The following is a 25,287-nucleotide window of genomic DNA, read 5'->3' as shown; positions in this document are numbered from 1 at the left end:
GCGTTGCCCGCTTGCCAGGGGCCCAGAAACGCACCAGGGTGGTGCCCCTTGACCATTGGTCGCTTCGTTTCCAGGCAGGCTGCCCTTCGTCGGCTCGCATGACGCATTCCAGAGCTCTTCTATACTCCTAAGGTAGTCGCCAGTCGCGTTGTACCCAGCATTCGCCATCCACAGAGGCCCGCTTGCGGCGACCACAGCGGGTGAGGAGCAGGATCATGATCAATCATGTCTGGGGCCTGCTGGCCCATCCCGATCGCGAGTGGCAACAGATTCGTCGCGAAGGGGAAACGGTCGGGCACTTCTTTGCCCATCATGTCGCCTTCCTGGCGGCCATTCCCGTCGTCGCTTCCCTCGTGGGTACCACGACTTTCGGCTGGCGCTTCGGTGGCGGTGAGGCCCATGTGCTGGACCTGCCCACGGCGGTGGTTCTGGCGGTCATCAGCTATGCGCTGATCATGGCGGCGGTGGTGGCCATGGGGCACGTGATCCACTGGCTGGCGCGGCGCTATCCGGATCGGCCCAGCGCCAACCGCTGCATCCTGTTCGCCGGCTACGTGGCTACGCCCATGCTGCTGAGCGGCCTGGTGGGCTTCTATCCGCTGGTGTGGCTGTGCGCCATCGCCGGGATCGTCGGCCTGGCCTATTCGGCCTACCTGCTCTATACCGGCATCCCCTCCTTCCTCAATATCGATCAGCGGGAAGGCTTCATCATGTCCGGCTCCACCCTGGCCATCGGGGTGCTGGTGCTGGAGGTGCTGATGGCCACCACGGTGATGATGTGGGGGTATGGACCCGAGTTGTTTGGCTGATCGAACGTCGTTTTGACATAGCAAAAAGCCCGGATCCGTCAATCTATCCGGGCTTTTTGTCGTCAGGGGCTAGTGGCGGGAGAAGCCGTAGAGATCCATGGCCAGGATGCGATGGGCGATGCCGTCGTGATGAACGCTGAAGGTGCCCTCTGGATCGGCCGCGCCCAGGGCGACGAACAGCGGCAACAGGTGCTCGTCGGTGGGATGGGCCTGACGGGCCTGCGGCGCCTGACGCCGGTAGTCGAGCAAGGCGTCCAGATCCCGCTCGCGCAGGCGGCTCTGGATCCAGAGCTGGAAGTCCCGCACATAGCCGGGAGACTCGGCGCCGCCACGGCGGAAGTCACCGAGGTTGTGGGTCAGGCTGCCCGAACCGATCAGCAGGGTATCCGCCGGTAGCACCCTGGCCAGTGCCCGGCCCAGGGCAAAGTGATAGTCCGGTCCACGGGCGGCGCTCATCGACAGCGGCACCACAGGAATTTGCGCGTCGGGATAGAGATAGCGCAAGGGCACCCAGGCGCCATGATCCAGCCCCTGCTCGCCCGTCTCGGCCTCCCAGCCCTGCTCGCGTAGGCCCTGGGCCAGCTGCTCGGCCAGGGTCGGAGCGCCAGGTGCGGGATATTCCAGCTGATAGAGGGCCTCGGGAAAGCCGTAGAAGTCATGGACGGTGGCCGGCCGCGTGGCGTTGCCGAATACCGGTATCCGGGTGTCGAAGTGCGCCGAGACCACGACGATGGCGGCTGGGGTCGGCAGCGACCGTCCCAGGGCGCGCCAGGCCGCTCCCGCCGCACCGGCGTCGAGCGCCTCCATGGGCGAGCCGTGGGAAACGAACAGGGTGGGAAGCGACATGGTGGCGACCTCTCGAGCAGGATTCAGGAGCGCTTGCGTGCATCCCAGGAGAGCTGGCCCGCGCCCAGCAGCGCCAGGGCGGCAGCGGTCACGGCGAGAAAGACCGGATATTCCCAGCCACCGTGGGGATTGGAAAAGGACCAGCCGTTGCCGAAATGGACCGTCGCCGCCGCGAACAGTTGGACGGCAGCGACTGCCGCGACCGGACGCACCCAGGCGCCCAGGATCAGCAGCACGCCGGCGCCCAGCTCGAAGAAGGTGACCGGATAGGCCAGCCAGCCGGGAAAGCCCACCGAGGCGAAGAAACCCGCCGTGCCCGGCAGAGTGAACACCAGCAGCTTGGTCAGGCCATGGGCCAGGAACATGGCGCCCAGGGCCAGGCGCAGCAACAGAGGAGCATAGGAAGAGGTACGGTCGGTCATGCTGATTCTCGAACTGAGGAAAGATGACCCCATTGTCCTGTTTCCAAGACGCGAATAAAGGTGCACGCTGGGAATGAACTGTGCACGTTATGGAAACAATCCTTGGATACCCTGAAAGCTCTGCAGGCCTTCGTCAAGATCGTCGAACTGGGCAGCCTGACCGCGGCGGCGGAGCGGTTGGAGCTGTCCCGCTCGGTGCTGACCAAGCACCTGGCCGCCCTTGAACGGCATTACGGTACCCGGCTGCTGCAGCGCACCACCCGTACCCTGAGCCTAACCGAAGCCGGACGCACCCTCCATGAAGGACTGGTGCCCCTGCTGGGTGATCTGGAGGCCCTCGAACAGCGCCTGCAGGAAGGCCACGAACGGCCCCGCGGGCGTCTCAGGGTCAGTGCGCCCCTGACCTTTGGCGTGCGTCACCTTGCGCCCCTGGTGAGCAGTTTCCTGCACGAATATCCCGAAGTCGCCATCGACCTGGAGCTGAGCGATCGCCAGGTGCGCCTGGTCGAGGAAGGCTTCGATCTGGCCGTGCGCATCGGCGACCTCAGCGATTCCAGCCTGGTGGCGCAGCCCCTGGGAGCGGTCGAGCTGTTCATCTGCGCCGCGCCCGCCTATCTGCAGCGCCACGGTCGCCCCGAGCATCCTGCCGAGTTGCGCGAGCACCGCTGCCTGCTCTACAGCTATGCCAGCGACGGCGATCTCTGGGAATTCCGGCGCGACGACGAGCGCCTGCAGATCAAGGTCAGCGGGCCGCTGCGAGCCAACAACGGCAGCGTCCTGCACCAGGCGGCGCTGGACGGCCATGGCATCATTCGCCAGCCGGATTTCCTGGTGGGTGATGACCTGGCGGCAGGTCGCCTGGAGCGACTGTTCGCGCCCTGGTACACCCAGGCCATCGCCATCCATGCCCTCTATCCCCATCGACGCCTGGTGCCGGCCAAGGTACGGCTGTTCATCGCCTGGCTGCAGCGACACCTGGTCACGCCCGGGCCGCGAAAAGCACTGCCGTAGGTCGCCGCCGAACGGTCATTGGGAGGGGCTTCGCAGCCTCGCGGGGCTTGCCTAGAATCCCCGTCTGTCCCGCCGGCGCTGCCGGTTTCTGCGATGGCTGTCGTCCATGTCGACCGAGAATCCCTGCCTCAGCTGTGGCGCCTGCTGCGCCCATTTCCGCGTGTCTTTCTATTGGGGCGAATGCCAGTCGGCCGGTGGCCTGGTGCCCGATCACCTGACCGTCGCGATCAGCCCGCATCTGGTGGCCATGCAAGGTACCGAGCAGAAGCCGGTACGCTGCACCGCCCTGCTCGGCGAGGTCGGCTGCGGCACGCGCTGCACCGTCTACGAGAACCGTTCCAGCACCTGCCGCGAGTTCACCGCCGCCTGGGAGAACGGCGAAGCCAATCCCCATTGCGATGCGGCCCGCGCCGCCTATGGGTTGCCGCCCCTGACGCCACCGTTGCAGCCGCATCTATCGCCCGATCGCGTAGCTTAGGCACTGTACGAAAACTGCCTGCGCTCGGTGATGCTTCGTTGAAAAACCTTTCGGAATGCTCATTTACCACTCGTAAACTCCGCTTCCTCAAGGTTTTTCGCCTCGCCTCACCATCGCTCGGCGACTTTTCGTTCAGCGCCTAGAGGAAACCAAACGGCCATCGCCGCTGCCCAAAAAGGCGACGGCTGGGCTGTAAAGCGTGGAAAATGCAGTGCGGATCAGGTTTTCACGGCCCTGCTTGATCGAATACCCTATCGCTCTTTCGCCCGCTATGCGTATCCTGTAGCGCCGAACAACAAGGCTGCTTCAACCGGCCACGTAGAGGCTCACAAAGGCTCTACGCAAGGCAAAGCTGCCGCTATACTGCCTGGCCAATACTCACACATGGAGTTTTTACATGAATAAAGCTGAGCTGATCGACGCCATTGCCGCGTCTGCCGACCTGCCCAAGGCCACCGCTGCCAAAGCCCTGGACGCCTTCACCACTGCGGTGACCGACGCCCTGAAGCAAGGCGACAGCGTCAGCCTGGTCGGTTTCGGAACTTTCGCAGTAAAAGAGCGCGCTGCTCGCGAAGGCCGCAACCCGCAGACCGGTGCCACCATCAAGATCGCCGCTGCCAAGCTGCCCGGCTTCAAGCCCGGCAAAGGCCTGAAAGACGCCGTCAGCTAAGACTGCGTTGGTCGATTCTTGTCTTCCGGGCGCTCCAGAGCGCTTCGGAAGACAGTCCCCCGCTCCACCCGCTCTCTCCCTCCTCCGCTTTTCCCCTCTTCGTCCTAGTGAAAATCCCGACTCGACACCATGAGCTCGTCGAGCAGCGGACTCAGATCGGTCAGGCGACCGGCGATCAGGTGCTGCACCCCCGCCTCCCGTTCCAGATGCCCCTCGACCTGTAGCAGCCGTGCCTGCAGCAGGGGTCGACGCTGCTGTTCACCCACTGCGCGCCAGACCACCACATTGAGCATGCCGTGCTCGTCTTCCAGGGTCACGAAGATCACCCCGCTGGCCGTGCCCGGGCGCTGACGTCCGCGCACCAGTCCGGCTACCCGCACCAGGGCACCGGGCTTGATCTCGTCCAGCTGCCGGAAATCCCGACAGCGCCGCGCCTGGAGTTCGCCGCGCAGCAGACTCAGCGGATGCGGCCCCAGGGTGGTGCCCAGCATGCGGTAGTCGGCATGGACGTTTTCCGCAACACTGGGCGCGGGCAAGGCTGGTCGTTCCTCCAGGGCGCTGTCCGCCGATGCGAACAGCGGCAGCTGGCGCTCCACCCCGGCCATGGCCCAGCGCGCCTGATGGCGATCACCGGCCAGCTCCGCCAGAGCACCGGCCTCGGCCAGCTGTCCGCGCGCCCGGGCATCCAGCTCGGCCCGGCGACAGAGGTCCTCGACATCGCGAAAGGGCTGCGTACCCCGTGCCGCCACCAGGCGCCGACCCACCGCCTCCGCCAGTCCCTGCACCAGGCGCAGGCCTAGGCGGATCGCCGGCTGATGGCCGGCCCCCGCCTCCAGCCGGCAGTCCCAGTCGCTGGCCTGCACGGTCACCGCGCGCACCTCGATGCCGTGGCGCCGGGCGTCCTGGAGGACCTGGTCGGGACTGTAGAAACCCATCGGCCAGCTGTTGACCAGGGCACAGGCGAAGGCGGCCGGCTCGTGGCACTTGAGCCAGGAGCTGGCATAGGTCAGCAAGGCGAAGCTGGCGGCATGGGATTCGGGAAAGCCGTAGCTGCCGAAGCCCTTGATCTGCTCGAAGAGGCGCGCGGCGAATTCCGGGCGATAGCCGCGTTCGACCATGCGGCTGTGCAGGCGTTGACGGTGGGGTTCGAGGCCGCCATGACGCTTCCAGGCCGCCATGGAGCGACGCAGCTGATCGGCCTCGCCCGGCGAATATTCGGCGGCGACCATGGCGATCTGCATCACCTGTTCCTGGAACAGCGGGACTCCCAGGGTGCGTTCCAGCGCCGGCCGCAATTCGTCATGGGGATAGTCCGCCTCTTCCTCGCCATTCCGGCGGCGCAGATAGGGATGCACCATGTCGCCCTGGATCGGCCCGGGGCGGACGATGGCCACCTCGATCACCAGGTCGTAGAGGGTTCGCGGCCGGAGGCGCGGCAGCATGGCCATCTGGGCGCGGGATTCGATCTGGAACACCCCCACCGTGTCGGCGCGGGAGATCATGGCGTAGGTGGGCGCATCTTCCTGGGGCAGGCTGGCCAGGGTCCAGCGCTGGCCGCGCCAGTTGGCGACCAGGTCGAAGCAGCGGCGCAGGGCGCTGAGCATGCCCAGGGCGAGGATGTCGACCTTGAGCAGGCCCACGGCATCGAGGTCGTCCTTGTCCCACTGGATCAGGGTGCGCTCGGGCATGGCGGCGTTTTCCACCGGCACCAGCGTGGCCAGGGGCGCTTCGGAAATGACGAAGCCGCCGGGATGCTGGGAGAGATGCCGGGGAAAGCCGATCAGTTGACCGGCAAGGATGAGCACCCGCTGCAGCAGGGGGCTGTCGGGATCGAAACCCGCTTCGCGCAGGCGCGCGGGGCCGGGGATCTCGTCGGTCCAGCGCCCGGCGCACCCGGACAGGGCGTCGAGCTGGTCGCCCGGCAGGCCCAGCGCCTTGCCGACATCGCGCAGGGCGCCGGCGGCATGGTAGGTGCTGACCACCGCGGTGAGCGCGGCCCGCTCGCGGCCATAGCGGCGAAAGACGTACTGGATGACCTCTTCGCGGCGCTCGTGCTCGAAGTCGACGTCGATGTCGGGCGGTTCGTCGCGCTCGCGGGAGATGAAGCGCTCGAACAGCAGATTGCCGGTGAGCGGATTCAGCTCGGTGATGCCCAGCACGTAGCAGACCACCGAGTTGGCCGCCGAGCCGCGGCCCTGGCAGAGGATGTGCTGGCGGCGGGCATAGTCGACGATGTCGTGCACGGTGAGAAAGTAGTTCTCGTAGCCCTTCTCGGCGATCAGCGCCAGCTCCCGGGCCACCTGGTCGGTGACCCTTGCCGGCGCCCCCTCCGGCCAGCGCCATACCAGGCCGCGGCGGGTCAGCTCGGCCAGCCAGGAGCCCGCCGTCTCGCCGGTGGGTATCACCTCCCGGGGATAGCGATAGCGCAACTCGCCCAGTTCGAAGCGGCAGCGGGCGGCGATCGCCAGGGTCTCGGCGCGCAGCGCCGCGGGATAGAGGCCCTCCAGCACTGCCAGCGGCCGCAGATGACGCTCGCCGTTGGGATGCAGGTGATAGCCGGCCTCGGCCACCGGCAGGTGATGGCGGATGCCGGTGAGCACATCCTGCAGGGCACGGCGTCCGCGGGTGTGCATGTGCACGTCGCCGCAGGCCACTGCCGGCACGCCCAGCTGCCTGCCCAGCGACTGCAACTGCAAGAGTCGGGCGGCATCGTCGGCGCCGCGCAGCAATTCGACGCCGAGCCAGAGGCGCTCGGCGAAGACGCTCCTGAGCCATTCGCCCTCCTCGGTCGCGGGTTCGCCGCCCGGCAGCCAGATCGCCAGCAAGCCGGGCAAGGGCTGCTGCAGATCCGCACGACCCAGCTGATAGCGGCCCTTGGGTGCTCGGCGGCGGGCCCGGGTGATCAGCGCGCAGAGGCACTCGTAACCCGGCAGATCCTCCACCAGCAGCACCAGGCGCAGACCGTCGTCGAGGGTCAGTTCGCTGCCGATGACCAGGGGCAGCCCGACCTGGCGCGCCGCCTGCCAGGCGCGGACGCTGCCGCTCAGGGTGCATTCGTCGGTGATGGCCAGCGCCGCGTAGCCCAGCGCCTTGGCCCGCTCGAACAATTCCAGGGCACTGGAGGCACCGCGCTGGAAGCTGAAATTCGACAGGCAGTGCAACTCGGCATAGCCGCTCATGCGAACCAGCCCTGGATCCACCAGGGCGCCTCCTCGCCATAGCGGCGAAAGGCCCAGGCCTGGCGTCCGTCGGCCACCTCGATGCGATAGTAGTCGCGCCGCTGATCGCCCCCGTCCCACCAGCCGCTTTCGATGCGCTCGGGACCGGCGAGGACCCGGCGCGGCTGACCGTCGAGGGGACGCGGTTCGCTCAGCAGCCAACCCGGACGCAGGCCGGGCAAGGTGGTCTCCAGACGCCGCTCATGACGCCAGACCAGGGCGCGCTCGGGACGATGATCCGCCTGGATGCCGAGACCCAGCACCGCTTCCTCGCCCAGCCGGGCACGCAGGCGTTCGCGCAGCACCTCCCAGCCCACCGCCTGGGCGGGGCGCTCGTCGAACAGGCCATGGCGTTCCGGCACGAAGAGCGGCAACTCCTCGCTTTCCAGGCGCAGCGCCAGCACCGGCGCCACCACCTGCAGCTGTTCGAGGCGACCGCGGGCGAATTCGAACAGCAGGGCGGCATCGCGTTCGGGGGCCAGCAGGCCGATGGTGAGGGTGGTGGCCGGCCCCTGGCGATGTTCCAGCCAGAGCAGGAAGCGCTGCACGCCCCGGTCGCGACTTGCCAGCCAGACCGCCAGATCGGCGGTGAGGCGACGCAGGGGGAACAGCAGCGCCTGGTGGGATTCCACCTCGAAATTGAGCTCCACCCGCGCCACGAAACGATCGGGCGGCCGATAGAACTCCAGCGCCAGGCTGCGACTGCCGCCCAGCAGATCCAGCTGCTGCAGCAGCTCGGGGGCGAAGCGCCGGGCCAGGGCGGCCCTGGGCAGGGCCTTGAGTTGCTCCAGGCGGCGGATGCCCATGCGCACCAGCGCCTGGGCCTGCTGGGGGGCGAAACCGGCGCGCTCCACGGGCAGCCGATCGAGCAGGCGCGGCAGATCGTCCGGCGCGGCGATGAGGCCATCGGCGACATTGGTCAGCATGCGCGCCGCCACCGGATTGGGCGCCAGCGCCAGCCGGTGGCGAAAGCCCAGGCCCTGGAGCTCCTGGCGCAGGCGCCGCTCCAGCCGTGGCCAGGGCCCCAGCAGCGGCAGGCTGGACTGGATCTCCAGCAGCAGCGCCCGCGGATAGTGGCGACTGACCTGGGAGCTGAAGCCGTAGCCCCAGGCCGCCAGCAGCGCCTCGGCCGTCTCGATGAGCGCCGGGTCGTATTCCTGCTGCTCGAAGTCGCGGGTCAGCGCCTGGGCGGCGGCCAGGGTCAGGCCGGGGCGCAGCCCCAGGGCCCGCGCGGCCGGATTGACCGCCTGCAGCAGGCGGCGCTGTGGCGGACCGGAAAGCAGCACCAGCGGCCGCTCCGGCTGGGGATGACGGCGCAGCACGGCATCCAGCGCCAGCTGCGGAAAGAGGATGCAGGCCCAGCGCATGGCAAGCTCAAGCGCCGCCGGCCAGATCGAGCACGCCGGGCTGACCGCCGCGGCATTTGCGGATGTGCAGCCGCTGCAGCGGCGCCCTGAGTTCCAGGCGCAAGGCCGCCGGCGAGGGATTGTCCAGGGCGGCGGCCGGGCGCAGGGCGAAGGCCAGGGTACGACCGCTCTCGGCGGCGACCTGCAGCCGGCGCAGCTGGCGATCGTCGGCCCGCTCGGGCCAGCAGAGCACCGCGCCGAAGCAACCGGAGCGCAGGCACTGCTCGGCGGCCCAGAGCACCTCGGCGCCCTGGGCGCGGATCACCACCAGGGCATCCAGCGCCACGCCGGCCGCCTGCCAGGCCAGGGGATAGGGCAACAGCGGCGGCCCGATCAGGGCGATGCGCTCGGCGGCCTGGCTCAGGCGCGCCAGGGTCGGCCAGAGCAGCCGCAACTCGCCATGGCCGGGGCCGGCGAGCAGCAATTCGGTCAGGGCCGCCTCCGGCCAGCCGGCGCCGGGCAAATGGGCATCCAGGGCGGCGACCCCGGTGGGCTGGTCGCTGCGCCGGGCGTCGGGACTGGTCTGCCCCTTCCACAGGCGCCGCTCCTCGAACAGCCGGGCCAGGCTGGCGCCGCCGCTCATGCCGCCAGACCTGCAGGGATATTGTCCATGGCCATCGCCTCTATCTGTATATGCATACAGTATTAGAGGCGATTCGCATCGGGGTCAAGTCGAACCGCTGTCTTTGCGGTTGCAGGGATCGCTCAGATCCAGATCACCACGCCGACCAGCGCGGCCAGCAACAGCCACTGTTCGAGGTAGTAGCGGAAGCGGTTGCGCTTCTTCAGCGCCTTGCCGCGCTGGCGGATGCGATAGAGGTGCCGGAAGGCGCGATTGAGGCCGCCGGTCTTGTCGCTGGCGTCATTGGGCGAGGCCGCCGAGGCCAGCAGGGTGCCACTGACCCAGCGGTTGAAGGCGCTTGCCCAGCGATAGCGCAGCGGCCTTTCCACGTCGCAGAACAGGATGATGCGATCCTGGTCGGTGGTGTTCTCGGCGTAGTGGATGAAGGTTTCGTCAAATACCACCGCCTGGCCATCGCGCCAGTGATAGCGCTGGCCGTCCACCTCGATGAAGCAGCGTGGATCATTGGGCGTGGCCAGGCCCAGGTGATAGCGCAGGGAGCCGCCATAGGGATCGCGATGGCGCACCAGCCGCGATCCGGGCGGCAACTCGGCGAACATGGCCGCCTTGACCGTGCCGATGCCGCGCAGCAATTCGGTGGTCCTGGGGCACAGCTGCATGGCGGAAGGATGGCTGTCGCCGTACCACTTCAGATAGAAGCGCTTCCAGCCGCTCTTGAAGAAGGAGTTGAAGCCGGCATCGTTGTGCTCGGCGGATTTCTTGATCTGGCCGGCGCGCAGCAGGTCGAGGGCCTCGTCGCGGATCAGCTGCCAGTTGTCCTGCAGCACCTGGAGTTCGGGAAAGCGCTCCACCGGGTGATAGGGCGCGTTGGGCACCCGCGAGGTCAGGAACATGAAGGTGTTCAGCGGCGCCAGAAAGGTCGAATGGTCACTGAGCTGACGCAGCAAGCGATGGCGCACCCGGCCGCGAAAGTGCACATACAAAACACAGAGAAAAAAACCGCCAATCACGAACCACTTCACGCGTCGCTGCCCTGAAAAGAATGTTTCCGGATGTTATACGCCTCACCTCGGGCCGGGCCTAGTCTTTACAGTCTGACGATAAGCTGAATGCCTGGTGTCGAGCCGGACAGCAGCACTGGGAGCCGTAGCGGGCATCTTGTATCCTGCAGGTGACAATTCGAGTGCCCGGAGGGCCTCATCATGCGTTCGCTGCTCTATGGCCTGCTGCTCGCCAGTGGCGTCGTGGCCGCTCAGGATGTCTACAAGTGCGTAGACGACCAGGGCCGGACGACCTATACCCAGGGCGCCTGCCCGACGAATAGTCAGATCACCACCATTCCGCTGCAGAGCCTGCCCGAGAGCAACGGTTTCACGCCGCCGCCCCGGCCTGCCACGCCGCCGCCGGCCGCCGCGCCGCGGGAGGTCACCGTGGTACCCGCCCCCGCTTCCAGCCGCCAACGTCCGGTCGACGACGTCACCGTGGTCGGTGGCTCTTCGTCCTCTTCCAGCTTTCGCCAGGAAAGCGAGGTGCGCGGCTCCGGCATCATCTATCAGCCGGTGCCGGTCTACATCGACCGCCGGCCGCGCAACGAGACCTGGCACATGGTGCCCCATCCCCAGGCGCAGCAGCCCCAGCCGCCGGCGCCTCCGCCGCCGCCGAACCGGGGCATTCCCATCGATCGCTAGCACTAGAGCTTGTGCAGGAAGTTGACGACGAACTTGCGCCCTTCGGTGCGGTTCTCGGCGTCCTGCTCGAAGTAGCTGTTGACGGTGATCAGATTCTCCCGGGAAAAGGCGTAGGTGAAACCCGGCCCCCAGGCCCAGACCTTTTCCCGCCGCCCGCTGACGTCGTGACCATCGACCTGGGTGTCGGTGATCTGCCGCAGCCAGTAGCCGCTCAGACCGACGCTGAGGCGATCGTTCAGCGCGTACTGGGTGGCGAAGTTGGCGTGCAGCGCCTGGCCGGCCTGGGTGTCGGAGACCGCGCCGAAGCTGCGCAGCGGCTGGTCGTTCTTGCCGTTCCACAGGTACCAGAAGCGTCCGGTCACCGACCACTGGGGCGTCAGCCAATAGGTGGTGGCGTAGTAGGGATTGAAGGACCAGAAGTTGCTGCCCGGATTGATCGCCCGGTCGCGGTCGTAGCGACCGGTGGGGGCGACGATCTCGGCCTCGATGCGTTGCGCCCAGCGCGGACCGCCGTCGGGGCGGGTGGTGGTGGGCAGTTGCAGGAAGGCACCCAGGGTCAGGTCCCCTACCCCTTCGCGGGCGCTCAGCGCCTGGCCGCCGAGGCCGTCATCGACATCGGCGTGGGCCAGCCAGGGCAGGATGGCGGTGAATCCGGGCATGGCGCCGTTGGCCAGGGGCTGGCCGACATAGATGATCTGGCTGACCGGGGCGAAGGTGGTCAGCTCCTGCTTGGGCAGGGGCAGCTTGCGGCCGTCCTGGTCGTTGAAGCGGCTGGTCTTGCCGTAGATCAGGTACTCCTCCCAGTACCAGCCGGGACCGTCCGGCGCCGGGGCGCCGTCGTAGAAGCTGGTGGAGCCGAGATTGAGACCGGGCAGGTCGTAGGCCTGGGCCAATGTGGAGGCGAGACTGGCCGCGGCCAGCAGACCGAATCCGAAACGTGTGCGCATGACGTCGTCCTGAAGTTGTTCTTGTTGTGGGAAAACGCGATCGCCGCACCGGCCGGCGCGGCGATCCGGGTCAGACGTAACTGGCGGCGAGACCGCCATCCACCGGCAGGTTGGCGCCGTTGATCCAGCGCGAGGCATCGCTGCAGAGAAAGGCGATCACCGCGGCCACCTCGTCGGCCAGCGCCGGGCGCAGCATGCGCTGGCTGTCGCGGGCGACGCGCTCTTCGCCGAGCATGCTGACGAAGTCGCCGAGGATGGGGGTGAATACCGGCCCGGGCGCCACGCAATTCAGGCGCACGCCGAATTCGCGCAGCCAGCTCTGGGACTGCACGAAGCTCCAGACGATGAGCGCTTCCTTGAAGTACTGGTAGCAGGTGGCCTGGTCCACCGGATGACGCTCCAGCCAGGCCTGGGCCGGGGCGAAGTCGGCGATCTGCGCCAGCTCGCGGTGCTGTTCCAGGCGCTCTGGCCATTCGGCGCCGAGGATGGAGGCGACATTGACGATGGCGCCGCCCGGCCCCAGCCGCGCGACCAGTTGCTGGCTGAGCAAGCGCAGGCCGAGGTAGTTGACGCGCGCCACCGTCTCCCGGGGCGCCGTGCCCGGTACCCCGGCGATGTTGCACAGGCCGTGCAGGCGCGCCGGCAGGCGACTGACCAGGGCGGCAATGCTGTCGGGGTCGCCCAGGTCGGCCTGGTGGAAGTCGTCCAGGCTGAACTGGGGCTGGTTGCGGTCGACGCCGATCACATAGGCGCCCTGGAAGCGCGCCAGCCGCGCCAGTTCGGCGCCGATGCCGGAGGCCACGCCGGTGACGACCAGGGTCTTGCCATTCAGGGTCATGGGATTTTCCTCTTGTTGTTATTGGTTGGGTAACACGGGCTAGAAGGGATAGCTCGGCGGCTCGTTATGCTCGGTCACCCACTGCCACTGGCTGTAGTCGTCCCAGTTGCACAGGCCACCGACGCTGCCGCCGTTGCCGGACTGCCCACGGCCGCCGAAGGGATTGACCACCTCGTCGTTCACCGTCTGGTCGTTGAGGTGCAGCATTCCGCACTCCAGCCGTTCGCCCAGCGCCCGGGCGCGGGCCAGGGAGCCGGAGAGCACGCCGGCCGCCAGGCCGTAGGGGGTGCGATTGGCCAGGTCGACGGCCTCGGCCTCGCTGGCGAAGGTCACCACGCTGGCCACCGGTCCGAAGATCTCTTCGTCGAAGGCGCGCATGCCGGGACGGACGCCGCTCAGTACGGTCGGGGCATAGAACAGCCCTTCGTGCCGGCCGCCCTGCTCCAGCCGGGCACCGGCAGCGAGGCTGTCGGCGACGATGCCCTGTACCCGTTGCAGTTGCCGGGCATTGATCAGCGGACCCAGCTGGGTAGAGGGTTCCAGCGGATTGCCCAGGCGCAGGGCGGCGGCGCGGGCGGCCAGGCGTTCGGTGAAGGCGGCGGCGAGGCGCTGGTGCACCAGGATCAACCCGGTGGCCATGCAGATCTGCCCCTGGTGCAAAAAGCTGCCCCAGGCGGCGCAGCCGACGGCGCGGTCGAGATCGGCGTCGTCGAGCACGATCAGCGGATTCTTGCCACCCAGTTCCAGGGCCACCTTCTTCAGGTGGCGTCCGGCGCTTTCCGCCACCTGGCGTCCGGCCTGGGTCGAGCCGGTGAAGGCGATCATCCGCACCTGGGGATGGGCGCAGAGCGCCGCGCCGGCTTCGGCGCGACCGGGCAGCACCTGCAGCACGCCCCGGGGCAGGCCGATGGCCTCGAACAGCCGGGCGATGAGGATGCCGCCACTCACCGGCGTCTGGTGATCCGGCTTGAGCACCACGGCATTGCCGCAGGCCAGCGCCGGGGCCACGGCGCGCAGGGAAAGGATCAGCGGAAAGTTGAAGGGCGAGATCACCCCCACCACGCCATGGGGCAGGCGCCGGGCATAGGACAGGGCCCCGCGCTCGCTGGGCAGGACCACGCCATGGGCCTGCAGCAACTGACCGGCGACCTGCTGCAGGATGACCCCGGCTTCGCGCAATTCCAGCTCGGCCTTGGGCAGGATGCCACCGGTCTCCCGGGCGATCAGGGGGGCCAGTTCGGCGCGATTCATCTCCAGGTGCGCGGCGGCGGCCAGGAACAGCCCGGCCTTTTGCCGGGCGGTCCAGGCCGCCCAGGCCGGTTGCGCCCGGGCCGCCTTGGCGCAGGCCTGGTCGATGTCGGCGACGCTGGCCAGACCGGTGCGGTGCAGGGGCTGGCCGGTGGCAGGTTCGATGACCTCCAGGGTGCCGCCCTGGGCGGCGATCCAGTCGCCATCGAAGATCCGCTCGCGCCAGGGGGCGCCGTCCAGGAACGGCGTGGATGATCTGCTCATAGCCTTCTCCTTGTTGTTATCGGGCCGCGGTGGGCACAGGCAAGGGAGCAAGGGCTGTGCCCAGACCGGGCTGACAGGAAAAAGCGCCGTTCAATCAGGGACTTGCTGGCTTGAGCGGACGCAGGTAGCAGGCTCGACCGGCAAATGCCTTGCTCAAAAGATAAAGTTATGAGGTATAACCTTTTCCTCGATTGCGCATTTGCGCAATTCACCCGAGAGGTCGTGCCATGGCCCGTTCCGAACGTCTGTCCCTCAGCGATCTGCAGCAGGCCGCTACCGGCTTCCAGCGTGGCGACAGTGCCGCCTGGGATGGCAGCGCCAGCCCGACCCAGGCGGAACTGGCCGAGTGCCTGTTCTTCTCCCCCGGTGATGGCCGCATCTGGCTCAACGACCAGCGCATGCTGCTGGTACACGCCTCCGCCTTTGGTGCCCTGCGGCGCGAGCTGATCGGCGCCCTGGGGCAGGAACGCGCCCGCGGCCTGCTGACCCGGGTCGGCTATCTTTCCGGAGTGCGCGATGCCGAGCTGGTGCGCAAGCGCTGGCCCCAGGCCGACGCCGCGGCGATCTTTGCCGCCGGTACCCGGCTGCATGGCCTGGAGGGCCTGGTGCGGGTCGAGCCGCTGCATTTCGAATTCGATGTCGACCAGGGGCGCTATGGCGGCGAATTCCTCTGGCATCACTCGGCCGAATGCGACGAGCACCAGATCGCCCATGGCCAGGGCAGCGATCCGGCCTGCTGGATGGAGATCGGCTATGCCATCGGCTACGTCAGCAGCCTGTTCGGTCGCCTGGTGATCTTTCGCGAGGTGGAATGCCGCGCCATGGGGCATGCCGTCTGCCGGGTTGAGGGTCGCAACGCCGAACGCTGGCCCGACGTGGCGGAAGACCTGCGCTATCTCAATGCGGCCGGCGATGGCGCTCCGGCGCTGACGCCGGCGGAACGCCTGCCCGCGCCCCTGCCCCACGCCGCCGACGGCCAGCAGCCGCTGGTGGGGGCCTCAGCGGCCTTCAACAGCGCGTTCCAGGCGCTGCAGCGGGTCGCCCCGACGCCGGCCACGGTGCTGCTCACCGGCGAATCCGGGGTGGGCAAGGAACTGTTCGCCAGCCACCTGCACCGCCTCAGCCGCCGCGCCGACGGCCCCTTCGTCGCCCTCAACTGCGCGGCCATTCCCGAGAATCTCATCGAAGCCGAATTGTTCGGCGTGGAGCGCGGCGCCTTCACCGGCGCCAACCAGTCCCGCGCCGGACGTTTCGAACGGGCCCAGGGCGGCACCCTGTTCCTCGACGAGATCGCCTGCCTGAGCCTGCCCGGCCAGGGCAAGCTGCTGCGCGCGCTCCAGGAGCGCGAGATCGAGCGGGTCGGCGGCAGCCGCACGCTCAGGGTGGACGTCCGGGTGATCGCCGCCACCAACCTGGATCTGCGCGAGGCGGTACGTCGCGGCGACTTCCGCGAAGACCTCTTCTATCGCCTCAACGTCTATCCCATCGGCATTCCGCCGTTGCGTGACCGGCGCGACGACGTGCCCCTGCTGGTGGATCTGTTCCTGCGGCGCTTCTGCGCCGCCTACGAACGGCCGCCGGTGGGCCTGACCATGCGCGCCCTCAAGGCCCTGCTGCGCTACGACTTTCCCGGCAACGTACGGGAATTGCAGAATCTGGTGGAGCGCGGGGTGATCGCCAGCGATCCGGGCGAACTCATCGACCTGCCCCATCTGTTCCGCGGTGAACCGTTGCCCGCCGAGCTCATCGACGAGGCGCCGCCTGCCACCGGTTGGCTGGAGCGCCTGGGTGTGGATGGCGAACGCCCGCTGCCGCTGGCGCAGCTGGAAGCCGAGCTGCTCGACGAAGCCCTGGCGCGCAGCCAGGGCAACATGGCCGCCGCGGCGCGCCTGCTCGGCCTGAGCCGCGCCCAGTTCGCCTATCGCCATCGCCGCGCCCGCCAGGATCTGGACTAGAATGACCCCTCGATACCCTCCCCTCGCCATCTCCGACGGAAGCCCTTCCCGCCGATGAGTTCCCCCGACGACGCCACGCCCCTGGACCCTGCCGCCACCCCCTGGCTGGACACCGCCGTAGGTTATGCCCTGCGCCGCGCCCAGATGAAGATGTTCCAGCATCTGGTGGACAGCCTGGCCGCCTATGACCTGCGCCCCGCCCAGTTCACCGCCCTGGTGATCCTCGAGCAGGAGCCCGGCCTGATGCAGGCCGACCTGGCCCGGCGCCTGGCCATCGAGCCGCCGCAACTGGTCCTACTGCTGAACAAGCTGGAACGCCAGGGTCTGGCCGAGCGGGTGCGCGGCACCCAGGATCGCCGCGCCTATGCCCTGCACCTCACCGAGCAGGGCCGCGCCCTGGTCGGCGAACTCAAGGAACGCGCCGCCGCCAGCGACCGCGCCGCCAGCGCCCCGCTGGACGACGCCGAGCGGGCTGAGCTGTTGCGGCTGCTACGCAAGCTCAATGGGGAGTTGGGCTGAAAGTTGGTTAGCGGTGTGCCCTGTTGGGCTTCGCTGCGCTCAGCCGCAACCTACGGAAGCTGACCGCCCCTCTCCTTCAAGGAGAGGGCTGGGGTGAGGGTCAACAGAAACAGCTTGGGCGCGCCCCTCAGAAACCGTACAGACTGACCGGATTATCGCGCAGGATGGCATTGCGTACCTGCTCATCCGGCGCCCAGTCGGCCAGCAGGTCGAAGATGCGTCCATCGTCCGGCTTGTTGCCGGTCGCGACCGTGGGATGCGGCCAGTCGCTACCCCACAGCAGCCGCTCCGGATGGCGACGCACCAGCTCCCGGGCCACCGCGCCCACATCGGCGTAGTCCGGCGCACCGCTGCGCGACCTGATATAGGGGCCCGACAGCTTCACCCAGGTACGCTCGCCGTCCAGCAGGCGGGTCACCACGGCGAAGGTCGCCGAATTCACCCCCTCCGGTTGAGGCACATGGCCCATGTGGTCGATCACCAACCGCGCCGGCAGCCGTTGCAGCCGACTCTCCAGCTCTGTCAGCTGATTGCCCGTGGCGACCACCTGGACATTCCAGCCCAGCTCATCGACCCGCGCCGCCAGGGGCTCCAGATCGGCCAGGTCGGCGCCCCCATAGCTGAGATTGAAACGGATCCCGCGCACCCCGGCCTCGTGCAGCGCCTGCAGTTCGGCATCGGTGATGCTCCGGTCGAGGACAGCTACACCGCGGGCCTGGCCCCGGCTGCGCGCCAGGCCGTCGAGCATGCAGCGATTGTCGGTGCCGTAGGTGGACGGCGTGACGATGACCATCCGGCGCAATCCCAGCAGCGCCTGCAGCTGGTGATAGTCGTCCAGGGAGGCATTGGGCGGGAGCAGCTTGGCGCCCGGCGCCGCCGGGTAGCGGTCGTCATAGAGGTGCATGTGACAGTCGACACTGCCGGCCGGCGCCTTGAGTCTCGGTGCCGTTTGAATACTGGAGAACGGAGTGGCGGCCTGGACGCCGAGGGCATCGAAAAGGCACAGGGCGGCACTCGCCTGGGCGCTCGCTTTCAGGAAGCGCCGACGATTGAAGGTCATGATGGATTCCTTGAAAGGCTGCCGGCCCGGACGGGCCGGCAGCGATCAGCTTTAACCGGCGTTGGTCGCTACGGCCTGGGCGTCTGCCTTGGCGCGCGCCGCGGCTTTACGACCCATGATCAGTACCAAGAGGCCACTGATGGCGCACAGGGTGGCCAGCGGCAGTACCGCCAGGGCGTGGCTGTGGGTGGCGCCATGGATGGCGCCATAGACGTTGACCATCACCCCGCCGCCGATGAGGTTGGCCAGGGCACCGATGGCGGCCAGGCCGGCGGCGGCGGTGGAGGACGACAGCCAGCCCGAGGCCAGTGCCCAGAACGGCCCCTTCATCGAATAGGCCCCGATCAGCACCAGACTCAGCAGGATCACCGTGGCGGCCAGGGACGAGGTGAACATGCCCGCCAGCAGGCCCACGGCGATCAACAGCATGGTGAGCGAGGTGTGCCAGCGACGCTCGCCGGTGCGATCCGAACTGCGCCCCCAGAGGACCATCGCCACCGAGGCCAGGCCATAGGGAATGGCATTGGTGAGGCCGACCTCCAGGTTGGACAGGCCAAAGGACTTGAGCAATTGCGGTGCCCAGACGCTCATGGTGCTACCGGCCGCCGAGGCGCCGGAATAGATCAGCGCCATTACCCAGATATCCTTGTGCTTGAGCAGCTGCCACAGCGAGATATGGCCGATGCTGGTCTTGCGATTGCGCTCCTCGGCCAGCTTGAGCGTCAGCCAGTTGCGCTGCTCGTCGCTCAGCCATTTGGCCTGCTCCGGACGGTCGGTCAGCACGAACAGGCAGGCGATACCCAGCAGCACCGCCGGAATGCCTTCCAGGATGAACAGCCAGTGCCAGCCACGCATGCCCATCCAGCCGTCCAGGCTCAGCAGCAGGCCGGAGAGCGGTGAACCCAGGAAATTGGCGCCCGGGATCGCCACCATGAAGATGGCGACCATGCGCGCTCTATAGTTGGAGGGCAGCCAGTAGGTGAGGTACAGCAGCACGCCAGGGAAGAAGCCGGCTTCCGCGGCGCCCAGCAGAAAGCGCATCACATAGAGCGAGTTGGCGCCCTGGACGAAGGCGGTACCGGCCGAGATCAGGCCCCAGGTGATCATGATCCGGGCGATCCAGATGCGCGCACCGAAGCGCTGCAGCGCCAGGTTGCTCGGCACCTCCACCAGGAAATAGGAAAAGAAGAACAGGCTGCTGGCGAAACCGAAGATCGCCGGCGTCAGGCCGAGATCCTGGTTCATCTGCAGCGAGGCCATGCCGATGTTGCCACGGTCGATGATGGCGATGAGGTAGCAGACGATCAGGAACGGCAGGAGGCGCCAGGCGACGCGGCGCATCGTCGCGCGTTCCAGTTCACTGATTTCGGACGTGGAAGAGGTCATGCAGGCTCTCCGTCTTATTGTTGTGGAGATAGACGTAGCGAGCGGCTCCGGGAAGGAGACCGCCCGCCCTGACGCGAGGATCAGGCCGCGATCAGGTGACGATTGACCACGGCACGGGTTTCCACCGCCTTGCCGTTCCAGCGATCGAGTACCTGCTGCACCGCCACCAGCCCGACCCGGTCGCGGGCCTCGGTGGTGTTGGCGCCCACGTGCGGCGTGGCGACCAGGTTGGTCAGGCCCCAGAGGGCGCTGTCGGCCGGCGGCGGCTCGGGGTGGAAGGTATCCAGGCCGGCACCGCCGATCTGGCCGTCGCGCAACGCCGCGACCAGCGCCTGGGTGTCGATCAACTCGCCGCGGGCGGTATTGATCAGCAGGCTGCCGGGACGCATCCGGGCGAACTGGGCGGCGCCGAACAGGTGGCGATTGGCCTCGGTGAGCGGGCAATGCAGGCTGATGATGTCGCACTCGGCCAACAGGTTATCGAAGCTCTCCTCCCGGCGCACGTGGTCACGCACCGGCAGGCTCTGAAGGTAGGGATCGTAGACCCGCACCTGCATCCGCAGCGGCGCCACCAGGTCCATCAGCACGCTGCCGATGGAACCCAGGCCCACCAGGCCGAGGGTCTTGCCAAACAACTCGGTGCCATTGGCCTGGGCCTTGTCCCAGTGCCCGGCATGCATCCGCGCGTTCAGCCAGGGGGTCTGCCGGGCCACGCTGAACATCAGGGCGAAGGCGTGCTCGGCCACCGACTGGGCATTGGCGCCCAGGGCGATGGTGACCGGAATGTTTCGGTCGGCCGCCGCCTGCAGATCAATGGTGTCGTAGCCGACGCCGTGCTTGGCGATGATCTCGAGCTTGGCCGAGGCCTCGATCATCTCGCGGGTCAGCTTGCCCTGGCGGACGATGATGGCGTCGGGCTGTTCCTGGCGGATCAGCGCGACCAGCTCGTCATGGGGCATGTAGGGCTGGGTGGGTACCACGCGGATGCCGTGGGCGGCAGCCAGGGCCATGGCGTCGGGCGCGAGTTCGGGGCCGGTGAGAAGCAGGGTGCGGGTCATGTGGGTTATCCCTTGTTGTTATGACGTCGTCCGTCGAGCGGACAGCCAGATGAGCAGGCCTTGACCTTAGCATAATGGAATAGCGTTGCAATACTGAACGTAACCTGGAATTTAACGCCACCCATCCGACCGTTGAATGTTTAAAAAAGAAATGCCATTCTGAAATTCGACACCCGCTCCAGCGGCATCCAACAAAGCCCACAAGAGAAATGCCCATGACCATCGGATTCAGAGTTCTCAATGCCCAACGCAAGGTCGCAGCCGAATGGGTCGCGCGTTATCGTGAGGTTCCGGTCGCCAATGTCAGCGACTCGATGAACCGCATGACCGCCGGCGGCTCGCGCCTGCGTCCCATGCACCGCCAGGGCGTGCTGGCCGGCCCGGCACTGACCGTGAAGGCGCGCCCGGGTGACAACCTCATGCTGCACTACGCCCTGGACATCGCCGAGCCGGGCGACGTCATCGTGGTGGATGCCGGTGGCGACCTGACCAATGCCCTGATCGGCGAGATGATGGTGGCCTATGCCCTCAAGCGCGGCGTGGCCGGCATCGTCATCAACGGCGCCATCCGCGATGCCGCCAACATCGGCGCGGGTGACTTCCCCCTGTTCGCCGCCGGCATCTCCCACCGCGGCCCCTACAAGGATGGCCCGGGCGAGATCAACGTCCCCATCGCCATCGACGGCATGGTCATCGAGCCGGGCGATCTGATCATCGGCGACGACGACGGCCTGCTCTGCGTGCCCTACGACCAGGTCGCCGAGGTCTATGACCGCGCCACCGCCAAGCACGCGGCGGAAGAAAAGCAGATGCGGCAGATCGCCGAAGGCACCAACGACCGTAGCTGGGTGCTGGAATCGCTCAAGAAGAAGGGTTGCGCCCTCCCCTAGTCCGTATCCCGAATGAAGAAAGGCAGCCTGGTGCTGCCTTTTTTATTGTGCTTCAGCCCAACGGGTATCCCGTTGACCTCAACCTGTCTCCCTGACCGAGCACGACAGGTCCGCAGGAACCAGGAACCAGGAACCAGGAACCAGGAACCAGGAAAGCATGGTCGCGGTTCGAAGGCTTGAGCCAACCAGCCTTGCGACGCGTCAGGAGGACATGACAAGACAGCCGGGTAAACCCCTTGCTGCGAAGAGGCGCGTCATAGATCGACGACGCCAGCTGCCGGCATCCCGCCAGCGTCTCCTGCCCGGTCCTATCCGGAGCGCTGGCCTCTCGCCCAAGAGCAGCCAGCCACAAAAGCAGAAGGCGGCTCATCGCCGCCCCCTTCCTGGCTCGCCCCTGAATCAGGTGCGACCCGCAGGCTCTAACCCGGTCCCACCAACTGGCTTCACCGGCGCCCGGCGACTCGGGTCGCCCAGCCAGAGCATCATGACGACACCCAGCGCCAGTACCGAGGCCACCACATAGAAGGGACCGGAGTAACTCTGGGTCGCATCCTTGACCAGGCCGATGGCGAAGGGCCCGACGAAGCCGCCGAGGTTGCCGATGGAGACGATCAGCGCCAAGCCGCCCGCTGCCGCCCTACCGGTCAGGAAGCTGGAGGGAATGGCCCAGAAGGTCGCCTGGAAGGACAGGATGCTGGCCACCGTCACGCTCAGACAACTCATGCGCAACAGCGGATCGGCCGAGAGCGCAGCGCCCACCAGACCGCAGGCGGCCAGCCCCAGCGCGCCGGCCACATAGGGCAGTCGGTGCGCACTCAGGTTGGCCTGCCGCGCCCAGAGGGTCATGGCGACGGCGCCGAGGATATAGGGGATGGTCGCCACCAGTCCCACGGTGGTGTTCTGCATGCCCAGGCTCTTGATGATCTGCGGCATCCAGATCCCGATCCCCACGGAGCCGACGATGCCGCAAAAGTTGATGGCGGCCAGCACGAAGACCTTGGGATTGGTGAGGGCAGCGCGCAGGGTGGAGCCATGGGCCGCGCCTATCTCGCGCTGCTCGCGGGCCAGTCGTTCGGTCAGCCAGGTGCGCTCGCGAGTCGACAGCCAGCGCGCCTTGGCCGGCGAATCCACCAGCACGAAAAGACAGAGGATACCCAGCAGCACCGCCGGCAAGGCTTCCACCACCAACAGGAATTGCCAGTTCTTCAACCCCATGAAGTCATGGATGTCCAGCAGGAAGCCCGACAGCGGCGAGCCGATGATGTTGGCGGTGGGGATGCCCAGCAGGAAGGCGGCGGTCGCCTTGGCGCGCCACTTCCCCGGGAACCAGTAGGTGAAGTAGAGGTAGACCCCCGGGGTGAAGCCGGCCTCGGCCACCCCGAGCAGGAAGCGCAGGATGCTGAAGCTGACCGGGCCGGTGGCGAAGGCCGTGGCCATGGAGATCAGGCCCCAGCTGATCATGATCCGGGCGATCCAGATCCGCGCGCCAAAGCGCTGCATGAGCAGGTTGCTGGGAATCTCGAAGATGAAATAACCGAAGAAGAACAGACCCGCTGCCCAGCCGAACATGGTTGCCGTCAGGCCCAGGTCCTTGTTCATGCTGATGGCGGCGAAGCCGACGTTGGTGCGATCCAGGTAGCTGATCACATAGCAGGCGAAGATGAACGGCAGGATGCGCCACAGGGCGCGATGCAATACCTGTTCGCCTTCGGCATCGGTCAAGGGCGGCTGGCCGCCCAGCGGGGTCTGACTCATGGATAACCTCTGTTGTAATTATTGTGGTGCTGACAGGGGCGCCGGAGCGCTGTTTACAGATGAGAGAACAGGGGTAGGCCCCGCACGCTGGTTTCCACCCGCAGGATGCTGCCGGTCTCGGATTCGGTGATGAACAGGCTGCGCCCCTCGGGGCCGCCGAAGGCCAGGTTGGTGTTGCTGATGCCCGCGCAGGATTTCAACCGCGCCAGGGGCTCGGCCACCTGCGACAGCTGCCAGACCGAGCCGAAACCGGTATGGGCGATATAGAGGTTGCTCTCCTCATCCAGCGCCAGGCCGTCCGGACCACCGAGGCCACCGTGGAGCTGGGCGAAGACCCCGACCTTGCCGATCAGCGAGCCGTTGCCCAGGGGAATACGCCAGATCTGCTGCGCACGGGTCACCGCGATCAGCAGGTGGTTGAGCCGCGGATCGAAGACGATGCCATTGGGGCTGGGCACCGTGTTCAACAGACAGCTGAGCTGGCCGTCGGCGCTCAGGCGATAGATCCGGCCGCTGGCATCCTGCAGGCCGGTCTGGCCCTGGTCGGTGAAGTAGAGATCCCCGGCCGGCGAGAACACCAGGTCGTTGACCCCCTTGAAGCCTTCCGAGCCGGCGCTGCCCAGTAGCGTCTCCACCTCGCCGCGCAGCGGATCGAGCAGCAGGATGCCGCGCTTGTAGTCGGCGATGAAGATGCGCCCGTCACGATGGATCTTCAGGCCATTGGGCCAACCGTCGTACTCGCAGACCAGTTCCCACTCCCCTTGGGGATCGATGCGGAAGATGCGCCCATTGGGGATGTCGGTGACATAGAGATTGCCCTGTCGATCGAAGGAAGGCCCTTCGAGGAAGGAATCGATCGCCCTGCCCTGGCGGTTGGCATCCGCCCAGGCCGTGCGCTTCGGCTGGCGATAGCGATCGGGCAGGCGGGTGAAGACAGAGGTTTGGATAGTCGGCGGCGCAGCGAAAAAGCTCATGACCAGGCACCTGAGAGAGGCTGAAGCCCCTCGGCAAAAAGGGCTATGCAATTTTATTTTTAACGAAATGCCGTTGCAAAAATAAAACACTCAAGGCCAATTGCAAGCAAAAGTTTTCAGCTGACGAAGGCTGCATCCTCAAGGCTGCTTGACAGGCACGGCTTTTCTAAATACTCCTTAAAAGAAATGGCATTTCAAAAATAACAAGGAGAACGCCATGCTGCATTCGTCCGGCCGCTCATCCCGTCCCGCCCTGCGTCAGCTCGCCCGCGTCCTGGGTCTGGCCGCCAGCCTCACCTTGGCTACCGTCCTCCCGGCTCAGGCCCAGACCGAACAGAGCCAGGTCACCCTGGCCATCCAGTACGGCTACGCCTATCTGCCCGTGACCCTGGCGGACAAGCTGGGCTTCTTTCGCGAGCAGGCCAAGGCCGCCGGCCAGCCCGACACCCAATTCGAGATCAAGCGCATCAGCGGTTCGCCGGCCATCAACGACGCCCTGATCAGCGGCAACATCGACATCGGCGGCTACGGCCTGCCCGGTACCCTGGTGGCCTGGCAGAAGACACAGAAGTCACTCGATATCCGCGCGCTCTGCGCCCTTGTCGCCGGCGACAACGCCCTGTTCGTCAACGACCCTTCGATCAAATCACTCAAGGACTTCAAGGCCGACCAGAAGATCGCCGTGAGCTCTCCCACCGGCCAGCAGGCCCTGCTGCTGCAGATGGCCGCCGAGCGCACCTTCGGCCCGGGCCAGGCACACCGGCTGGACAACCTGATGGTGGCCCTGCCCCATCCCGACGCCACCGCCAGCCTGCTCAACAAGGCCGGGATCACCGGCTACATCGGCCCCAACCCCTACAGCTATCTGCTGGCCAAGGACGCCAAGGTCACCAAGCTCTTCGACTTTTCCAAGGAACTCGACCTGCGCATGACCAGCGGGGTGCTGACCACCACCGGCAAGTTCGTCAAGCGCAACCCGAAACTCAGCGCCGCCGTGGTCGCCGCCATCGGCCAGGCCCAGGACTTCATCAAGGCCGAGCCGCGCAAGGCTGCCGAACTCTTCCTGCAGTCGGAGCCCTCCAGCCTGAGTCTCGATCAGGTGGAAGAGATGCTGCGTGGCGTCAGTGGCGAATGGTCGGTGCAGCCTATCGGCGTCATGACTCTGGCCACCTTCATGGTCGGCAGCGGTGCTCTCAAGGAGGCACCGCAACGCTGGCAGCAGGTCTTCTTCGATCCCGTGGCCACCGGCGAGGGCAACTGAC

23 protein-coding genes are annotated in these 25,287 nt (G+C 67.0%); 9 read left to right on the top strand and 14 right to left on the bottom strand.

The genetic code is table 11. The features are described 5' to 3' along the window. Nucleotides 1-215 precede the first annotated feature (215 nt). Nucleotides 216-809, top strand: a complete 594-nt coding sequence (locus PSEK12I1_RS0120700) for a Yip1 family protein (protein WP_037007232.1) — start codon at nucleotides 216-218, stop codon at nucleotides 807-809. 69 nt (nucleotides 810-878) lie between these two features. On the opposite strand, the gene PSEK12I1_RS0120695 is transcribed toward PSEK12I1_RS0120700, so the two are convergent. Together PSEK12I1_RS0120695 and PSEK12I1_RS0120690 are read right to left on the bottom strand one after the other, a co-directional pair. Next, nucleotides 879-1,655: a class III extradiol ring-cleavage dioxygenase gene (locus PSEK12I1_RS0120695; protein ID WP_027602782.1), complete on the bottom strand. Its 777-nt coding sequence runs from the start codon at nucleotides 1,653-1,655 to the stop codon at nucleotides 879-881. Between the two features lie 23 nt (nucleotides 1,656-1,678). Beyond that, a complete protein-coding gene (locus PSEK12I1_RS0120690; protein WP_007159049.1) occupies nucleotides 1,679-2,077 on the bottom strand; it encodes a DoxX family protein in 399 nt (132 codons plus the stop codon). Between the two features lie 102 nt (nucleotides 2,078-2,179). On the opposite strand from PSEK12I1_RS0120690, the gene PSEK12I1_RS0120685 reads away from it, so the two are divergent. From PSEK12I1_RS0120685 to PSEK12I1_RS0120675, 3 genes are all read left to right on the top strand, one after another. Beyond that, a complete protein-coding gene (locus PSEK12I1_RS0120685; RefSeq protein ID WP_027596810.1) occupies nucleotides 2,180-3,088 on the top strand; it encodes a LysR family transcriptional regulator in 909 nt (302 codons plus the stop codon). A 106-nt stretch (nucleotides 3,089-3,194) separates the two neighbouring features. Next, entirely contained in the window at nucleotides 3,195-3,566 is a 372-nt protein-coding gene (locus tag PSEK12I1_RS0120680; RefSeq protein ID WP_027602781.1) for a YkgJ family cysteine cluster protein, read from the top strand. Between the two features lie 397 nt (nucleotides 3,567-3,963). Further along, nucleotides 3,964-4,236, top strand: coding sequence for an HU family DNA-binding protein (locus tag PSEK12I1_RS0120675; protein ID WP_007159052.1), 273 nt, complete (start codon nucleotides 3,964-3,966; stop codon nucleotides 4,234-4,236). 104 nt (nucleotides 4,237-4,340) lie between these two features. Here the strand turns inward: PSEK12I1_RS0120675 and PSEK12I1_RS0120670 are convergent, their stop codons facing one another. From PSEK12I1_RS0120670 to lpxO, 4 genes are all read right to left on the bottom strand, one after another. Then, nucleotides 4,341-7,415, bottom strand: a complete 3,075-nt coding sequence (locus tag PSEK12I1_RS0120670) for an error-prone DNA polymerase (RefSeq protein WP_027602780.1) — start codon at nucleotides 7,413-7,415, stop codon at nucleotides 4,341-4,343. Continuing rightward, the gene (locus PSEK12I1_RS0120665; RefSeq protein ID WP_027602779.1) at nucleotides 7,412-8,821 is read right to left on the bottom strand and encodes a DNA polymerase Y family protein; all 1,410 of its coding nucleotides are present in this window, start codon (nucleotides 8,819-8,821) and stop codon (nucleotides 7,412-7,414) included. Before PSEK12I1_RS0120665 ends, PSEK12I1_RS0120670 begins: the two co-directional genes overlap by 4 nt. A 7-nt stretch (nucleotides 8,822-8,828) precedes the next feature. Then, entirely contained in the window at nucleotides 8,829-9,443 is a 615-nt protein-coding gene (imuA, locus tag PSEK12I1_RS0120660; protein WP_027602778.1) for a translesion DNA synthesis-associated protein ImuA, read from the bottom strand. 122 nt (nucleotides 9,444-9,565) lie between these two features. Beyond that, complete coding sequence (gene lpxO, locus PSEK12I1_RS0120655) at nucleotides 9,566-10,465, bottom strand: lipid A hydroxylase LpxO (protein ID WP_027596814.1); 900 nt, start codon at nucleotides 10,463-10,465, stop codon at nucleotides 9,566-9,568. Between the two features lie 180 nt (nucleotides 10,466-10,645). Between lpxO and PSEK12I1_RS0120650 the strand changes: the two genes are divergently transcribed. Further along, nucleotides 10,646-11,131, top strand: a complete 486-nt coding sequence (locus PSEK12I1_RS0120650; protein ID WP_007159057.1) for a DUF4124 domain-containing protein — start codon at nucleotides 10,646-10,648, stop codon at nucleotides 11,129-11,131. A 2-nt stretch (nucleotides 11,132-11,133) separates the two neighbouring features. Here PSEK12I1_RS0120650 and PSEK12I1_RS0120645 read toward each other — a convergent pair whose 3' ends face one another. The 3 genes from PSEK12I1_RS0120645 to PSEK12I1_RS0120635 all read right to left on the bottom strand — a co-directional run bounded on the left by PSEK12I1_RS0120645 (nucleotide 11,134) and on the right by PSEK12I1_RS0120635 (nucleotide 14,428). Then, a complete protein-coding gene (locus tag PSEK12I1_RS0120645; protein ID WP_027602777.1) occupies nucleotides 11,134-12,078 on the bottom strand; it encodes a transporter in 945 nt (314 codons plus the stop codon). Between the two features lie 70 nt (nucleotides 12,079-12,148). Further along, entirely contained in the window at nucleotides 12,149-12,916 is a 768-nt protein-coding gene (locus tag PSEK12I1_RS0120640; protein WP_027602776.1) for a coniferyl-alcohol dehydrogenase, read from the bottom strand. A gap of 39 nt (nucleotides 12,917-12,955) precedes the next feature. Beyond that, entirely contained in the window at nucleotides 12,956-14,428 is a 1,473-nt protein-coding gene (locus PSEK12I1_RS0120635) for a benzaldehyde dehydrogenase (protein WP_027602775.1), read from the bottom strand. Nucleotides 14,429-14,655: 227 nt separating this feature from the next. On the opposite strand from PSEK12I1_RS0120635, the gene PSEK12I1_RS0120630 reads away from it, so the two are divergent. Beyond that, nucleotides 14,656-16,383: a sigma-54-dependent Fis family transcriptional regulator gene (locus tag PSEK12I1_RS0120630; protein ID WP_027602774.1), complete on the top strand. Its 1,728-nt coding sequence runs from the start codon at nucleotides 14,656-14,658 to the stop codon at nucleotides 16,381-16,383. A 54-nt stretch (nucleotides 16,384-16,437) separates the two neighbouring features. After that, nucleotides 16,438-16,902 (top strand): MarR family winged helix-turn-helix transcriptional regulator, encoded by a 465-nt coding sequence (locus PSEK12I1_RS0120625; RefSeq protein ID WP_027602773.1) that lies wholly within the window; start codon nucleotides 16,438-16,440, stop codon nucleotides 16,900-16,902. A gap of 127 nt (nucleotides 16,903-17,029) precedes the next feature. On the opposite strand, the gene PSEK12I1_RS0120620 is transcribed toward PSEK12I1_RS0120625, so the two are convergent. The 3 genes from PSEK12I1_RS0120620 to PSEK12I1_RS0120610 form a co-directional block, all read right to left on the bottom strand. Next, nucleotides 17,030-17,962, bottom strand: coding sequence for an amidohydrolase family protein (locus PSEK12I1_RS0120620; protein WP_027602772.1), 933 nt, complete (start codon nucleotides 17,960-17,962; stop codon nucleotides 17,030-17,032). Nucleotides 17,963-18,013: 51 nt separating this feature from the next. Beyond that, entirely contained in the window at nucleotides 18,014-19,348 is a 1,335-nt protein-coding gene (locus PSEK12I1_RS0120615) for an MFS transporter (RefSeq protein ID WP_027602771.1), read from the bottom strand. A gap of 80 nt (nucleotides 19,349-19,428) precedes the next feature. Beyond that, nucleotides 19,429-20,406 (bottom strand): hydroxyacid dehydrogenase, encoded by a 978-nt coding sequence (locus tag PSEK12I1_RS0120610; protein ID WP_027596823.1) that lies wholly within the window; start codon nucleotides 20,404-20,406, stop codon nucleotides 19,429-19,431. Between the two features lie 215 nt (nucleotides 20,407-20,621). Between PSEK12I1_RS0120610 and PSEK12I1_RS0120605 the strand changes: the two genes are divergently transcribed. Further along, nucleotides 20,622-21,296 carry an RraA family protein gene (locus tag PSEK12I1_RS0120605; RefSeq protein ID WP_027596824.1) on the top strand — a complete coding sequence of 225 codons (675 nt, stop codon included), beginning with the start codon at nucleotides 20,622-20,624 and terminating at the stop codon, nucleotides 21,294-21,296. Nucleotides 21,297-21,695: 399 nt separating this feature from the next. Here the strand turns inward: PSEK12I1_RS0120605 and PSEK12I1_RS24010 are convergent, their stop codons facing one another. Then, a complete protein-coding gene (locus PSEK12I1_RS24010; RefSeq protein ID WP_044341410.1) occupies nucleotides 21,696-23,051 on the bottom strand; it encodes an MFS transporter in 1,356 nt (451 codons plus the stop codon). 53 nt (nucleotides 23,052-23,104) lie between these two features. Next, a complete protein-coding gene (locus tag PSEK12I1_RS0120595; RefSeq protein WP_027602770.1) occupies nucleotides 23,105-24,025 on the bottom strand; it encodes an SMP-30/gluconolactonase/LRE family protein in 921 nt (306 codons plus the stop codon). A 217-nt stretch (nucleotides 24,026-24,242) separates the two neighbouring features. On the opposite strand from PSEK12I1_RS0120595, the gene PSEK12I1_RS0120590 reads away from it, so the two are divergent. Continuing rightward, nucleotides 24,243-25,286, top strand: coding sequence for an ABC transporter substrate-binding protein (locus tag PSEK12I1_RS0120590; RefSeq protein ID WP_027602769.1), 1,044 nt, complete (start codon nucleotides 24,243-24,245; stop codon nucleotides 25,284-25,286). Nucleotide 25,287: the final 1 nt, after the last annotated feature.

Source organism: Pseudomonas sp. MOIL14HWK12:I1 (assembly GCF_000510705.1).
Classification (GTDB): Bacteria; Pseudomonadota; Gammaproteobacteria; order Pseudomonadales; family Pseudomonadaceae; genus Chryseomonas; species Chryseomonas oryzihabitans.
This window is presented reverse-complemented; position numbering and strand designations above follow the sequence as displayed.

Excerpts from the sequence above, each read along its gene's own strand:
- PSEK12I1_RS0120595 (WP_027602770.1), bottom strand. The coding sequence starts at position 24,025 with ATGAGCTTTTTCGCTGCGCCGCCGACTATCCAAACCTCTGTCTTCACC.
- PSEK12I1_RS0120615 (WP_027602771.1), bottom strand. The coding sequence starts at position 19,348 with ATGACCTCTTCCACGTCCGAAATCAGTGAACTGGAACGCGCGACGATG.
- PSEK12I1_RS0120640 (WP_027602776.1), bottom strand. The coding sequence starts at position 12,916 with ATGACCCTGAATGGCAAGACCCTGGTCGTCACCGGCGTGGCCTCCGGC.
- PSEK12I1_RS0120630 (WP_027602774.1), top strand. The coding sequence starts at position 14,656 with ATGGCCCGTTCCGAACGTCTGTCCCTCAGCGATCTGCAGCAGGCCGCT.
- PSEK12I1_RS0120675 (WP_007159052.1), top strand. The coding sequence starts at position 3,964 with ATGAATAAAGCTGAGCTGATCGACGCCATTGCCGCGTCTGCCGACCTG.
- PSEK12I1_RS0120690 (WP_007159049.1), bottom strand. The coding sequence starts at position 2,077 with ATGACCGACCGTACCTCTTCCTATGCTCCTCTGTTGCTGCGCCTGGCC.
- imuA (WP_027602778.1), bottom strand. The coding sequence starts at position 9,443 with ATGAGCGGCGGCGCCAGCCTGGCCCGGCTGTTCGAGGAGCGGCGCCTG.
- PSEK12I1_RS0120650 (WP_007159057.1), top strand. The coding sequence starts at position 10,646 with ATGCGTTCGCTGCTCTATGGCCTGCTGCTCGCCAGTGGCGTCGTGGCC.
- PSEK12I1_RS0120610 (WP_027596823.1), bottom strand. The coding sequence starts at position 20,406 with ATGACCCGCACCCTGCTTCTCACCGGCCCCGAACTCGCGCCCGACGCC.
- PSEK12I1_RS0120590 (WP_027602769.1), top strand. The coding sequence starts at position 24,243 with ATGCTGCATTCGTCCGGCCGCTCATCCCGTCCCGCCCTGCGTCAGCTC.
- PSEK12I1_RS0120625 (WP_027602773.1), top strand. The coding sequence starts at position 16,438 with ATGAGTTCCCCCGACGACGCCACGCCCCTGGACCCTGCCGCCACCCCC.
- PSEK12I1_RS0120670 (WP_027602780.1), bottom strand. The coding sequence starts at position 7,415 with ATGAGCGGCTATGCCGAGTTGCACTGCCTGTCGAATTTCAGCTTCCAG.
- PSEK12I1_RS0120700 (WP_037007232.1), top strand. The coding sequence starts at position 216 with ATGATCAATCATGTCTGGGGCCTGCTGGCCCATCCCGATCGCGAGTGG.
- PSEK12I1_RS0120695 (WP_027602782.1), bottom strand. The coding sequence starts at position 1,655 with ATGTCGCTTCCCACCCTGTTCGTTTCCCACGGCTCGCCCATGGAGGCG.
- PSEK12I1_RS0120605 (WP_027596824.1), top strand. The coding sequence starts at position 20,622 with ATGACCATCGGATTCAGAGTTCTCAATGCCCAACGCAAGGTCGCAGCC.
- PSEK12I1_RS0120635 (WP_027602775.1), bottom strand. The coding sequence starts at position 14,428 with ATGAGCAGATCATCCACGCCGTTCCTGGACGGCGCCCCCTGGCGCGAG.
- PSEK12I1_RS0120620 (WP_027602772.1), bottom strand. The coding sequence starts at position 17,962 with ATGACCTTCAATCGTCGGCGCTTCCTGAAAGCGAGCGCCCAGGCGAGT.
- PSEK12I1_RS0120665 (WP_027602779.1), bottom strand. The coding sequence starts at position 8,821 with ATGCGCTGGGCCTGCATCCTCTTTCCGCAGCTGGCGCTGGATGCCGTG.
- PSEK12I1_RS0120680 (WP_027602781.1), top strand. The coding sequence starts at position 3,195 with ATGTCGACCGAGAATCCCTGCCTCAGCTGTGGCGCCTGCTGCGCCCAT.
- PSEK12I1_RS24010 (WP_044341410.1), bottom strand. The coding sequence starts at position 23,051 with ATGAGTCAGACCCCGCTGGGCGGCCAGCCGCCCTTGACCGATGCCGAA.
- PSEK12I1_RS0120645 (WP_027602777.1), bottom strand. The coding sequence starts at position 12,078 with ATGCGCACACGTTTCGGATTCGGTCTGCTGGCCGCGGCCAGTCTCGCC.